The 12,607-nt window shown below is 69.7% G+C and carries 11 protein-coding genes; 8 read left to right on the forward strand and 3 right to left on the reverse strand.

Annotation, left to right across the window (positions count from 1 at the left end; all coding sequences use genetic code 11):
* Positions 1–134: 134 nt before the first annotated feature.
* Positions 135–1,391, reverse strand: coding sequence for a phosphoserine phosphatase SerB (serB, locus tag OG413_RS23225; protein ID WP_266808414.1), 1,257 nt, complete (start codon positions 1,389–1,391; stop codon positions 135–137).
* 388 nt (positions 1,392–1,779) lie between these two features.
* Here serB and OG413_RS23230 point away from each other — a divergent pair, with 388 nt between their 5' ends.
* Complete coding sequence (locus OG413_RS23230) at positions 1,780–4,383, forward strand: FHA domain-containing protein (RefSeq protein WP_266808416.1); 2,604 nt, start codon at positions 1,780–1,782, stop codon at positions 4,381–4,383.
* A 129-nt stretch (positions 4,384–4,512) separates the two neighbouring features.
* Here the strand turns inward: OG413_RS23230 and OG413_RS23235 are convergent, their stop codons facing one another.
* Positions 4,513–5,292, reverse strand: a complete 780-nt coding sequence (locus tag OG413_RS23235) for a transglycosylase SLT domain-containing protein (protein ID WP_266808418.1) — start codon at positions 5,290–5,292, stop codon at positions 4,513–4,515.
* Positions 5,293–5,777: 485 nt separating this feature from the next.
* On the opposite strand from OG413_RS23235, the gene OG413_RS23240 reads away from it, so the two are divergent.
* The 3 genes from OG413_RS23240 (at position 5,778) to OG413_RS23250 (ending at position 7,991) form a co-directional block, all read left to right on the forward strand.
* Positions 5,778–6,923, forward strand: coding sequence for a GAF domain-containing sensor histidine kinase (locus OG413_RS23240; protein WP_266808419.1), 1,146 nt, complete (start codon positions 5,778–5,780; stop codon positions 6,921–6,923).
* Positions 6,916–7,560 carry a response regulator transcription factor gene (locus OG413_RS23245; RefSeq protein ID WP_073720171.1) on the forward strand — a complete coding sequence of 215 codons (645 nt, stop codon included), beginning with the start codon at positions 6,916–6,918 and terminating at the stop codon, positions 7,558–7,560. Before OG413_RS23240 ends, OG413_RS23245 begins: the two co-directional genes overlap by 8 nt.
* 179 nt (positions 7,561–7,739) lie before the next feature.
* Positions 7,740–7,991: a chaplin gene (locus OG413_RS23250; RefSeq protein ID WP_266808422.1), complete on the forward strand. Its 252-nt coding sequence runs from the start codon at positions 7,740–7,742 to the stop codon at positions 7,989–7,991.
* 152 nt (positions 7,992–8,143) lie between these two features.
* Here the strand turns inward: OG413_RS23250 and OG413_RS23255 are convergent, their stop codons facing one another.
* Positions 8,144–8,932, reverse strand: coding sequence for a hypothetical protein (locus tag OG413_RS23255; RefSeq protein WP_266808424.1), 789 nt, complete (start codon positions 8,930–8,932; stop codon positions 8,144–8,146).
* A 121-nt stretch (positions 8,933–9,053) separates the two neighbouring features.
* Between OG413_RS23255 and OG413_RS23260 the strand changes: the two genes are divergently transcribed.
* The 4 genes from OG413_RS23260 (at position 9,054) to OG413_RS23275 (ending at position 12,569) form a co-directional block, all read left to right on the forward strand.
* Positions 9,054–9,851: an ABC transporter ATP-binding protein gene (locus tag OG413_RS23260; protein WP_266808425.1), complete on the forward strand. Its 798-nt coding sequence runs from the start codon at positions 9,054–9,056 to the stop codon at positions 9,849–9,851.
* Between the two features lie 148 nt (positions 9,852–9,999).
* On the forward strand, positions 10,000–10,428 hold the full coding sequence (locus tag OG413_RS23265) for an NfeD family protein (protein WP_266808427.1): 429 nt from the start codon (positions 10,000–10,002) through the stop codon (positions 10,426–10,428).
* A 154-nt stretch (positions 10,429–10,582) separates the two neighbouring features.
* Positions 10,583–11,512, forward strand: coding sequence for an SPFH domain-containing protein (locus OG413_RS23270; RefSeq protein WP_266808430.1), 930 nt, complete (start codon positions 10,583–10,585; stop codon positions 11,510–11,512).
* A 283-nt stretch (positions 11,513–11,795) separates the two neighbouring features.
* Positions 11,796–12,569 carry a sulfite exporter TauE/SafE family protein gene (locus OG413_RS23275; protein WP_266808432.1) on the forward strand — a complete coding sequence of 258 codons (774 nt, stop codon included), beginning with the start codon at positions 11,796–11,798 and terminating at the stop codon, positions 12,567–12,569.
* The last annotated feature ends 38 nt before the right edge of the window (positions 12,570–12,607 follow it).

Raw genomic sequence — 12,607 nt, forward strand, 5'->3', positions numbered from 1 at the left:
GCAACGGCCGAGTCCCGCAGCGGCAGCAGAAGAAGCGGGTCCCGCGGCAGCGGTAAAGAAGGGCCCCGTCACGCGTCGTGCGCGTGACGGGGCCCTTTCGCTGTCCTCGGCGTCCGGTCCCGGGGGCGGTCCGGTCAGTCGACCAGGCCGTCCGCCGCCTCGACCTCCTCGCGCGTGATGCCGAGCAGATACAGCACGGTGTCGAGGAACGGCACGTTCACCGCGGTGTGCGCGGCCCTGCGCACCACCGGCTTCGCGTTGAAGGCGACGCCGAGGCCGGCCGTGTTCAGCATGTCCAGGTCGTTGGCACCGTCACCGATCGCCACGGTCTGGGCCAGCGGCACCCCGGCCTGCGCGGCGAAGCTCCGCAGCAGCCGGGCCTTGCCCGCCCGGTCCACGATGTCGCCCACGACCCGGCCCGTGAGCTTGCCGTCGACGACCTCCAGCGTGTTGGCGGAGGCGAAGTCGAGGCCGAGACGTTCCTTGAGATCGTCCGTGACCTGGGTGAACCCGCCGGAGACCACGCCCACTTGGTACCCGAGCCGCTTCAGCGTACGGATCAGGGTGCGGGCGCCGGGCGTCAGCCGCACCTCGGCCCGCACCTTGTCCACCACCGACGCGTCGAGGCCCGCGAGCAGCGCCACGCGGGCGTGCAGCGACTGCTCGAAGTCCAGCTCGCCGCGCATCGCCTGCTCGGTCACCTCGGCGACCTCGGCCTCACAGCCCGCGTGCGCCGCGAAGAGTTCGATGACCTCGTCCTGGATGAGTGTGGAGTCCACGTCCATGACGACCAGCCGCTGCGCCCGGCGGCTCAGCCCGGCCGATACGACGGCGACGTCCACGCCGATCTCCGCGGCCTCGGTGGCCAGCGCGGTCCGCAGCGCCTCGGTCCCCGTACCGGACACCGCGAACTCGACGGCCGTGACCGGGTACTTCGCCAGCCGGAAGATCCGGTCGATGTTGCCGCCGGTCGACGTGATCCTGGCCGCTATGGCGGCGGTCGACTCCGCGGTGAGCGGGTGGCCCAGCACGGTCACATGGGAACGGCCGTCACCACGGGGCCGGTTGTCACCGATGCCCGAGATGATCTCGGCCTGCAGCGTCAGCGAGTCGGCCCAGCTGTGCACGGTCGCCCGCAGGTCCCCCTCGCTCGTACCGCCCGCGGTCGGGGCGGTGACCAGGGCGCACAGGACGATACGGCCACGGGTGACGACCTGCTCGATGTCCACGACATCGACGGAGTACGCGGCGAGAGTGTCGAAGAGCCCGGCGGTGATGCCGGGGCGGTCCTTCCCGAAGATCTTGACGAGAAGGGTGGGTGCGTCGCTGCCCTGAGAGGACTCGGGCGGCTCAGGAGACAGGGGAGGCTGAGGGGGCTGAGATGCGCTCATGGTGTGCCCACCGTATCGGTCCCGCGGCCCGGCCCCCAGGCCCGTCCCGCGTACCGGACGGAATGGCCCGGTCGTGCGGCGATCGCGGACAAAACGCCCGGCAGGGTGGCGTGGGCATTACCGGGTGCCGGGAGCCGCGCGGATATTTCCTGGCCTTCGCTATCGGCCGGGATGTGCTGGATCGGGCCGGCTGCTCATGATTCGTACGCACTCATGGCCGTTCCTGTCCTCCGGGCCGCTTTCTCCCGGGGCGAGGGTGCGTCTACGCAGGTCTCCGCCCTGTCTTCACCCGCCCGGCTTTCGGAACGGGGACTGCTCCTGGAATAGTTCCCCACGATGTTCAGCATCCCTGGACTCCCTGCGGTGGGGGTAACTCGGGGGACAACTAGTGGGGCGCGGAGTGCCGGAACTCGTACTGGAATTGAATGGAAGGACCTGGACGCTCGATCCATCCAGGTCGTACACCCTTGGACGCGATCCGCAGGGCGACCTGACGATCGACGACGCCAGGGTGTCGTGGCGGCATGCCACGATCAGCTGGGGGGGCGGTAGTTGGTTCATCGAGGACCATGGCAGCACCAACGGCACCTATGTGCAGGGGCAGCGGATCCAACGGCTGGAGATCGGGCCCGGCTCCGCGGTGCACCTGGGCAATGCCACCGACGGACCTCGGCTGAGCCTCACCGGTGCGGCGGCCGCCGCGGGCGCCGGCGTCCACAGTGCCCAGGCGGCGGGAGCCCAGCAGGCCCCCGCGCAGCCCCATCAGGCCCCGCACCAGGCCCCGCAGCAGGGCGGCGCGGGCTGGCCGGGTCAGCAGGGCCTCGCCCACCAACAGCAGCAAGAGCAACAGCAGCAGCAGGCATGGCAGCAGGCCCAGCAGCAGGCACAGCCGCAACAGGCTCAGGCCCAGCCGCACGTCCCGCACCAGCAGGCCCCGGCACAGGGACACGGCGGCGCCGCGGGGGCGCCGCCGGTCTACGGGGACCGCAGCCCGACCACGTTCCACCAGCTGGACCTCAGCCGGGTGATGCGGATCGGCCGTGCGCTGGAGAACGAGCTGGTCGTCTCCGACCTCCAGGTCTCGCGCCTCCACGCCGAGTTCCGCGCGACGCCCGACGGCCGCTTCGAAATCCGTGACCTCGGATCCCACAACGGTACGTACGTCAACGGTCAGCCGCTCCACAAGTCCGGCTCCGCGCTCCTCGGCCCGAACGACATCGTCGGTGTCGGTCACTCGACGTTCCGCCTGGTCGGCGACCGGCTGGAAGAGTTCGTCGACACCGGTGAGGTCTCCTTCTCCGCCCGCCACCTCACGGTGACGGTCGACGGCGGGAAGCAGATCCTCAAGGACGTCTCCTTCGGCGTTCCGGAGAAGTCGCTCATCGCGGTCATCGGCCCGTCCGGGTCCGGCAAGTCCACCCTGCTCAAGGCGCTCACCGGCTACCGGCCCGCCAACCAGGGTGACGTCCTCTACGACAACCGGAACCTCTACAAGCAGTTCGCCGAGCTGCGGCAGCGCATCGGTCTGGTCCCGCAGGACGACATCCTGCACAAGGAACTCACTGTCACCAAGGCCCTCAAGTACGCCGCCAAGCTCCGCTTTCCCGCGGACACCACCGAGGCCGAGCGGCAGGCCCGGATCCTCGAAGTGCTTGCCGAGCTGAAGCTCGACATCCACAAGGACAAGAAGATCACCTCGCTCTCCGGCGGCCAGCGCAAGCGCGTGTCGGTGGCCCTGGAGCTGCTGACGAAGCCCTCGCTGATCTTCCTGGACGAGCCGACCTCCGGCCTCGACCCGGGCATGGACCGCGATGTCATGCAGCTCCTGCGCGGCCTCGCGGACGACGGGCGCACCGTCCTGGTCGTCACGCACTCCGTGGCCGAGCTGGCGATCTGCGACAAGCTCCTGGTCATGGCCCCGGGCGGTTCCGTCGCCTACTTCGGTCCGCCGGAGGAAGCGCTCAACTTCTTCGGCTACACCACCTGGGCCGACGTCTTCTCCGCGTTCGAGAACTACCGCGACTACGACTGGGCGGGACGCTGGCGCGGCTCGCAGCACTACCAGATGTACGCCGCGGACATCGACGCCGTCGCCGCGCAGTCCGTACACATGCCGCCACCGCAGCAGATGCGCCCGCCGAAGCCGCAGGGCTGGATGACGCAGCTGTGGACGCTGATCCGCCGCTACGTCTCGGTGATCGCGTCCGACAAGGGCTTCATGGGCCTGATGGTGATCCTGCCCGCGGTACTCGGCGTGGTCAGTGTCGTCATTCCGGCGGACTTCGGTCTGGCGGCGCCCACACCGCCGTCCCGGTTCAACGGCAAGGCCGGGACGATCATGCTGATCCTCGCGGTCGGTATGTGCTTCTCCGGCGCCGCCAACTCCGTACGAGAACTGATCAAGGAACGCGTCATCTACGAACGGGAACGGGCCACCGGCCTGTCCCGCTCCGCCTATCTGATGTCCAAGGTGATCGTCCTCGGCGTGATCACGGCCCTCCAGGGCGTCATCATCTGCGGCATCGGCTTCGCCACCCGCGATCTGCCGGAAGAGGGCCTGATCATGCCCCCGGCCGTCGAGATCTGCCTGTCCATCATCGCGCTCGGCTTCACCTCGATGATGTTCGGCCTGGTGATCTCCTCGCTGGTGAAGACCTCCGAGAAGACCATGCCGCTGCTGGTCATGTTCGCGATCATCCAGGTCGTCTTCACCGGTGTGCTCTTCCAGGTGTACGGGTCGCCCGGCCTGGAGCAGTTCGCCTGGCTGATGCCGTCCCGCTGGGCCATGGCCGCGGCCGGTACGACGCTCGACCTGGCGCACCTCATGCCGCCGTGGGACCCGGAGAATCCGACCGACCTCGACCCGCTGTGGGAGCACACGGCCGGCCAGTGGGGGATGAACATCGCGGTGCTGGTGGCACTCGGTCTCATCTGCGGCTTCGCGGTCGCGCGCCTGCTGCGCCGCCACGAGCCCGAGGTCATGCGCAAGTAACCCGCACGCACGCGACGCGCGACGCGGCACGCGACGCACGACGCCGGAGGGCGGCACCCCGCACGGGGTGCCGCCCTCCGGCATGAGACGTGGGACGCGAGCGCGCTGTTCGGGCGCTGCGCGGGTGGCTCAGTACGCGCTGTTGACGTTGTCGATCGAGCCGTACTTGTCGGCGGCGTAGTTGGCCGCGGCGGTGAGGTTGGCGACCGGGTCGTACTGGCTGCGCGGCGTACCGGAGACGTGGTAAGCGTCGAAAGTCGGCTTGATGATCTGGAGCAGGCCGATCGAGGGGACGCCGTTCTGGGCGTTGACGTCCCAGCCGTTGATGGCGTTCGGGTTGCCGGTGGACTCCCGCATGATGTTGCGGTGCAGCCCGTCGTACGAACCGGGGATGCCCTTGTCCTTCATGATGGAGAGGGCTTCCTTGATCCATCCGTCCAGGTTGTTGGCGAAGACGGGGGTACGCGCGGCCGAGCGGCTCGCGGCCTGGTCGGTGCGCTTCTTCGCGTCGGCCTTGGCCTTCGCGGCGGACTTCGCCTTCGCCTCGGCGGCGGCCTTCGCCTTGACCTGGGCGGCGGCCTTGACCTTCGCCTGCGCGTCGGCTGCTGTCTTCGCCTTCACCGCGGCGGCCTTGGCCTTCGCGGCGTCGGCGGCCTTCACCAGCTGCTCGGCGGTGGAGTGCTGCTCGATGATGCTGGCCTGCACGGTCTTGGCCTGCGGGACGCTGCCGGCCGACGTGAAGGCCACCGGAGCGGCGGACAGGGCTACGGGGGTGCTCTCGGCCTCGGCGCTGGACGGGACGAGGGAGAACACGAGAGCGGCGGCGCCGAGTGCGGACACACCGGCGACGGAGAGCTTCTGGGTCTTGTTCAGACGACGGCGACGGCCGGGAATGCTGGACGCGGACATACAGGCATACCTCTTCGAATAGCAGGTGTCCTCACGGAGGACGAGACGGGAAGCGGCGACGCATCTCCGTCGGGGACGGCTGCAATTCTTAGCGCCAGCAAAATCGTGTGGCAAAGGTGTGACGTACGAAGCCTGGTAGTGGATCGGGGGACCGCTCGTACGTGCTCGACCCCGCTCATGCCCACCCAATTGCCCCTTGTGTACCCACTAGCAGTCTTCGTAAGTGACGTGGGTCCTATGTGCGGGCTCACATCGACCGCGTATCGGTTTCACCGCCCGTTGCAGAGGCAATGCGGAGCGTGAGGTTCCTCGTCCGGGCGGAGGAGGCGGACCTCCCCGGCCCGGCCCCCGGGGCCGTACGGACCTGGGACCGGCCTAGGTCCGAGGGCTGAAGGACGGCGGGACAAAGTCCTGGTCCCGCACCCTCCCTCGCGGCCGTCCACAGCCCGATACGGCTGTCGGACCCCGCCGGTACGGTGAGGGCCATGAGTCACCGCCCACCGTCCGCCCTCGCCGCGGTGAGTGCCGCGCTGCTCGCCATGAGCCGGCATCTCGAAATGCGTGACGTCCTCAAGACGATCGTCACCTCCGCCCGCGAGCTGCTCGACGCCGAGTACGCGGCCCTGGGCGTCCCCGACGACCACGGCGGCTTCGCCCAGTTCGTCGTGGACGGAATCACCGATGAGCAGTGGAAGGCCATCGGTCCGCTGCCCCGGCAGCACGGGATCCTCGCCGCGATGCTCCAGGAGGCGAAGCCGGAGCGGCTCGCCGACGTCCGTGAGGACCCCCGGTTCGGCGGCTGGCCCGACGCCCACCCCGACATGTCCGACTTCCTCGGCCTGCCCATCCGGGACGGCGACGAGATCATCGGCGCGCTCTACCTCGCCAACAAGAAGTGTCCCAAGCCCGAGGGCAGCTGCGGCTTCACCGACGAGGACGAGGAACTGCTGTCGATCCTCGCCCAGCACGCGGCGATCGCCCTGACCAACGCCCGCCTGTACGAACGCAGCCGTGAGCTGACCATCGCCGAGGAACGCTCCCGCCTCGCCCATGAACTGCACGACGCGGTCAGCCAGAAGCTGTTCTCGCTCCGGCTCACCGCACAGGCGGCCGCCGCTCTCGTCGACCGCGACCCGGCCCGCGCCAAGGGCGAGCTCCAGCAGGTCGCCGCGCTCGCCGCGGAGGCCGTGGACGAACTGCGCGCCGCCGTCGTCGAACTGCGTCCGGCCGCGCTCGACGAGGACGGCCTGGTCGCCACCCTCCGTACGCAGATCCAGGTCCTGGACCGGGCCCACAGCGCCGCGGTCACCTTCGAGAGCGCGGGCGTGCGCGCCCTGCCCGCCGCCCACGAGGAAGCGCTGCTGCGGGTGTCCCAGGAAGCCCTGCACAACGCCCTGCGTCACTCCGGCGCCGGGCATGTCACCGTCACGCTGGCCCGGCACGGCTCGGCCACTCTGCTGCGGATCACCGATGACGGCAGCGGGTTCGACGTCACCGCGGTCCGTCGCGCGGGCCGCCATCTGGGCCTCGTCTCGATGCGCCACCGGGCTGGCAGCGTCGGCGGCAAGCTCACCGTTGAATCGGAGCCCGGCATGGGCACCACGATCGAGATGGAGGTGCCCGGTGGCTGACAAGATCATCAGGGTGCTGCTGGTCGACGACCACCAGGTGGTACGCCGCGGCCTGCGCACGTTTCTGGAGATCCAGGACGACATAGAGGTCGTCGGCGAGGCCGCCGACGGTGCCGAGGGAGTGGCCAGGACGGAGGAGCTCCGGCCCGATGTCGTACTGATGGACATCAAGATGCCCGGAACCGACGGCATAGAGGCCCTGCGCAAGCTCCGCGAGCTGGACAACCCCGCCAAGGTCCTCATCGTCACCAGCTTCACCGAGCAGCGCACGGTGGTCCCCGCCCTGCGCGCGGGCGCCTCCGGTTACGTGTACAAGGACGTCGACCCGGACGCCCTGGCCGGAGCCATCCGCTCCGTCCACGCGGGCCACGTCCTGCTCCAGCCGGAGGTCGCCGGGGCGCTTCTCGCCCAGGACGACGCGGGCAACGGCACGGGCCGGGGGAGCACCCTCACCGAACGGGAACGGGAAGTGCTGGGCCTCATCGCGGACGGCCGTTCCAACCGCGAGATCGCGCGGGCCCTGGTCCTCTCCGAGAAGACCGTCAAGACGCATGTGTCGAACATCCTGATGAAGCTGGATCTGGCGGACAGGACCCAGGCGGCTCTCTGGGCCGTCCGCCACGGGGCCGCAGGCTGAGCGGGCCCCCGAGCGGAACGGTCCGGTGCTGAGCGGGACCCAAGCGGAACGTTTCAGTCCGGGATGAGATTCATACTGTCGGGTGTATGTCACCCGAACGGCGCATCCTGGCGAAGCCCACGGCGTTCTCCAAGGCATGCTGCGGCGGCAGGCCGCGGCATTTCTAGGAGGATCCTGAAGTGAAGAACCTGAAGAAGGCCGCCGCCGTCACCATGGTCGCCGGTGGACTCATCGCCGCCGGTGCCGGTGCCGCCTCGGCCACCGGACACAGCGGCGCGGACGCCCACGGCACCGCCGCCCACTCCCCGGGCGTGGCCAGTGGCAACGTCGCCCAGGTCCCGGTGCACATCCCGGTGAACGTGGTCGGCAACACGGTCAACGTGATCGGCCTGCTCAACCCGGCCTTCGGCAACTTCGGCCTGAACCACTGACCGACCCCGGTCCCGGAAGCCGGGCGGCCCCACCGAGGGGCCGCCCGGCTGATCGAGCCCGGTTCGGCGATCGAGGACAAGGCGCCCCCGACGCTCCGGAGCAAGCGGCCGAGCGCCCTGCGGCGCACCCCCGCGAGCGCTGCCTCCGCCCGCTACCCCCGCCCCCGCTCCACGTCCTCCACATACGCGTTGTACGCCGCCACCTGCGCTCGCCGCGCCACCCGCTCCACCGGCCTGAGCGCCTCACCCCGGGCCGCGATCTCGGACGCGCTCACCGCACCCCCGTGCCCGTTCTCGTACGCCACCGAGACCAGCAGGCCGACCCGCTGGGCCAGCTCCAGTACCCGCACCGCCCGCGGCGGATAGCCGGGCGCCAGTACCTCGCGCCCCCGCTCCGCCCGCGCCCGGTACGCGTCCGCGGCCGCCTCCGCCACCGGCCCCGACCCGGCCACGTCCAGCCGCGACAGCACCGCCGTCGCATCCCGCAGCGCCTCCGCCAGCTCCCGCTCGGCCTCACTCAGCGACGGCACATCGGCCGGTGGCGCCTCCCGTACCGGCAGAACCCGCCACACCACCTCGACGTGCCGGTCCCCGGCGGGCCCCGCCTCACTCACCTCCGGCACCAGCCCGTACGGCGCACCGGACGTGACCACCGCCTCCTCGGCCTCCAGCGCCCGCGCGTTGAACTCCGGCGGCCCGCTCAGCCCCAGCGGATGCCCCGGCACCGGCAGGGCGACCCGGAATCCGGTCGCCCCCAGCCTCCGCAGCCGCCCGAGCGCCAGCGTGAGCCCGACCGGCCCCGCCTCACCCGGCAATCCCTCGACGCGATGCACCGCGTCCTCCCCGACGATCGCGAGGGCGGCGTCGTCCGGCGATACGAGTCCGGCCAAAAGCGCGTTTCCCCAGGCGGCCAACAGCCCTGAGCGTGGTTCCGAAAGCATGGGAACAGCCTAGGTAACGGACCTCGCGCCTGAAGCACTCTTGCGGTGGCGTAGGTTTTCCCTGGGAGCTGTGCCTACAGGCACGCGACGATCCGAGACTGCATGGGGAGACAACGCGCTCATGAGCGATGTACTGGAGCTGGTGGACGTATCCGTGGTCCGCGACGGACGCGCTCTGGTGGACGACGTCTCCTGGTCGGTCAAGGAGGGGGAGCGCTGGGTCATCCTCGGCCCGAACGGCGCCGGCAAGACCACCCTCCTCAACATCGCCTCCAGCTACCTCTTCCCGAGCACCGGCACCGCCAGGGTCCTCGGTGAGCAGCTGGGCGGCGTCGGCACCGACGTCTTCGAGCTGCGCCCCCGCATCGGTATCGCGGGCGTGGCCATGGCCGAGAAGCTGCCCCGGCGCCAGACCGTGCTGCAGACGGTGCTCACCGCCGCGTACGGCATGACCGCCACCTGGCACGAGAACTACGAGGCCGTCGACGAGGAGCGCGCCCGCGCCTTCCTCGACCGGCTCGGCATGACGGACTACCTGGAGCGCAAGTTCGGCACGCTCTCCGAGGGCGAGCGCAAGCGCACCCTGATCGCCCGCGCCATGATGACCGACCCCGAGCTGCTCCTGCTCGACGAGCCCGCCGCCGGGCTCGACCTCGGCGGCCGCGAGGACCTGGTCCGCCGCCTCGGCCGGCTCGCCCGTGATCCGTACGCCCCCTCCATGATCATGGTCACCCACCATGTCGAGGAGATCCCGCCCGGTTTCACCCATGTTCTGATGATCCGTCAGGGCAAGGTGCTCGCGCTCGGCCCCGTGGAGACCGAGCTCAGCTCCCGCAACCTCTCCCTCTGCTTCGGTCTGCCGCTCATCGTCGAGCACACCGGCGACCGCTACACGGCGCGCGGCCTGCCGCTCGGCTGAGCCCGCCCCCCCCGCCGCCCGCAACGCGCCGCCCGGCCGCTCATCCGCGCCGCCACGGTGCCCCGCTCGCCCCACCCGTCGTACCCCGGCCCCACGTTGGCCGTCCGGCGCCCTGTCGGTGCGGGACTCACGGTCCTACGATGACCATGTGGACATCGACGCGTGGGTGTGGTGGCTGATCGGCGCGGTGGGACTGGGCATCCCGCTCGTCCTGACCGCGATGCCCGAATTCGGGATGTTCGCCGTCGGAGCGGTGGCCGCCGCGATCGTGGCGGCTCTCGGCGGTGGCATCGTCGCCCAAGTACTGGTCTTCGTCGTGGTCTCGGTGGCGCTCATCGCCGTCGTGCGCCCGATCGCCGCCAGACATCGCGCGGGCCAGAGCCAATACGCCACCGGCATCGACGCGCTGAAAGGCCGTCAGGCCGTCGTACTGGAACGGGTCGACGCCGCCGGCGGCCGTATCAAGCTCGGGGGCGAGATCTGGTCGGCCCGCACCCTGGACAGCGACCAGAGCTTCGAACCCGGCCAGCAGGTCGATGTCGTGGACATCGACGGAGCAACGGCCGTGGTGATGTGAGCGAACCGTGCACGGGGCGGGCCACGGTCTGCCAGACTCGAAGTCGATCATGTCGATCATCATGAGAACCGTACGGTCGTGAGACCCCGGCACTCACGAGAGTTCGACCCCGATCATCGCGATCCGTCGGCAACCGAAGGGCACGAGACACACGATGCAACCGATCATCATCGTCCTGATCATTCTGGTGGTGCTCGTCTTCATCGCCCTGATCAAGACGATCCAGGTCATCCCGCAGGCCAGTGCGGCCATCGTGGAGCGGTTCGGCCGCTACACGCGCACCCTGAACGCGGGCCTGAACATCGTCGTCCCGTTCATCGACTCCATCCGGAACCGCATCGACCTGCGTGAACAGGTAGTGCCCTTCCCGCCGCAGCCGGTGATCACCCAGGACAACCTGGTCGTCAACATCGACACCGTCATCTACTACCAGGTGACCGACGCCCGCGCGGCGACCTACGAAGTCGCGAGCTACATCCAGGCGATCGAACAGCTCACCGTCACCACCCTGCGCAACATCATCGGTGGCATGGACCTGGAGCGGACCCTGACCTCCCGCGAGGAGATCAACGCGGCCCTCCGCGGAGTCCTCGACGAGGCCACCGGCAAGTGGGGCATCCGCGTCAACCGCGTCGAGCTCAAGGCGATCGAGCCGCCCACCTCCATCCAGGACTCGATGGAGAAGCAGATGCGCGCCGACCGGGACAAGCGCGCCGCGATCCTCACGGCCGAAGGCATCAGGCAGTCCCAGATCCTCACCGCGGAGGGCGAGAAGCAGTCCGCGATCCTGCGTGCCGAGGGCGAGTCGAAGGCAGCGGCGCTGCGTGCCGAGGGTGAGGCACAGGCCATCCGTACGGTCTTCGAGTCCATCCACGCCGGAGACCCGGACCAGAAGCTCCTCTCGTACCAGTACCTCCAGATGCTCCCGAAGATCGCCGAGGGCGACGCCAACAAGCTCTGGATCGTGCCCAGCGAGATCGGTGACGCCCTCAAGGGCCTCAGCGGAGCCTTCGGCAACCTCGGTGGCGGAGTCCCCGGCTTCGACACCACCAAGCAGCGCCGCGAGGAACCCCCGGTCGACTGACCGGAGTCAGCCCCGCTCAGGGCTGTCCCGCAATCCCTGGCGGGCGGGCGACGACAGCTCGGGCGCACGACGACAGCTACGGCACCTCGCGGTTGTTGGAACGCCCGAATACATCCATTATGCGGACATCCTTCTGCCTTGCGACGCACCGCATCCGACGCCGCGCGCTGATCCGCCAGGGATGACGGGACAGCCCTCAGCCCCGGACGAACCCGGCGTCGTGCATGATCAGTGAGGCCCCTCGACCTTCATGGCGGGGAGGCATCACTGACCATCGAAGGGGATGGCCTTGTCCATCTGGGAAATACTCGCGATCTTCGCGGCCGGTGTCGGCGCGGGCACGATCAACACGATCGTCGGCTCGGGCACATTGATCACCTTCCCCGTACTGCTCGCCACCGGCCTGCCGCCGGTCACCGCCACCGTCTCCAACGCCCTCGGCCTGATCCCCGGCTCCATCAGCGGAGCCATCGGCTACCGCAAGGAACTCGCCGGACAGCGCCGCCGCATCCTCAAGCTGAGCATCGGCGCGGTGATCGGCGGCCTCGCCGGTGCGACCCTCCTGCTGGCCCTGCCCTCCACGGCGTTCGAGACGATCGTGCCGATCCTGGTGGCGCTGGCCCTCGTCCTCGTCATCCTGCAGCCCCGCATCAGCAAAGCGGTCCAGCGCCGACGCGAGCGCACCGGCACACCGGCCCGTCCCGACGGCGGCCCGCTCCTGTTCACCGGCCTGATGCTCGCCAGCGTGTACGGCGGCTACTTCACCGCCGCCCAGGGGATCATCTACCTCTCCCTGATGGGCATGCTGCTCGACGACACCATGCAGCGGCTCAACGCCGTCAAGAACGTCCTGGCCGCAGTCGTCAACAGCATCGCCGCACTGTTCTTCCTCTTCGTCGCGGACTTCGACTGGACGGCCGTCCTGCTGATCGCGGTCGGCTCGGCCATCGGCGGGCAGATAGGGGCCAAGGTCGGCCGCCGCCTCAGCCCCACCGTGCTGCGCTGCCTGATCGTCGCGGTCGGCACCTCCGCCATCGTCCAGCTGCTGCTCCGCTGACACACGGAAGCCCGCCTCCCCACGGAGGCGGGCTTCCG

It is taken from the genome of Streptomyces sp. NBC_01433, from assembly GCF_026340105.1.
In the GTDB taxonomy this organism is placed as follows: domain Bacteria; phylum Actinomycetota; class Actinomycetes; order Streptomycetales; family Streptomycetaceae; genus Streptomyces.

What these genes read in the sequence shown, in the direction of transcription:
- serB (WP_266808414.1), bottom strand. Translation starts at nt 1,391, where the DNA reads ATGAGCGCATCTCAGCCCCCTCAGCCTCCCCTGTCTCCTGAGCCGCCC.
- OG413_RS23235 (WP_266808418.1), bottom strand. Translation starts at nt 5,292, where the DNA reads ATGTCCGCGTCCAGCATTCCCGGCCGTCGCCGTCGTCTGAACAAGACC.
- OG413_RS23240 (WP_266808419.1), top strand. Translation starts at nt 5,778, where the DNA reads ATGAGTCACCGCCCACCGTCCGCCCTCGCCGCGGTGAGTGCCGCGCTG.
- OG413_RS23255 (WP_266808424.1), bottom strand. Translation starts at nt 8,932, where the DNA reads ATGCTTTCGGAACCACGCTCAGGGCTGTTGGCCGCCTGGGGAAACGCG.
- OG413_RS23260 (WP_266808425.1), top strand. Translation starts at nt 9,054, where the DNA reads ATGAGCGATGTACTGGAGCTGGTGGACGTATCCGTGGTCCGCGACGGA.
- OG413_RS23270 (WP_266808430.1), top strand. Translation starts at nt 10,583, where the DNA reads ATGCAACCGATCATCATCGTCCTGATCATTCTGGTGGTGCTCGTCTTC.
- OG413_RS23275 (WP_266808432.1), top strand. Translation starts at nt 11,796, where the DNA reads ATGGCCTTGTCCATCTGGGAAATACTCGCGATCTTCGCGGCCGGTGTC.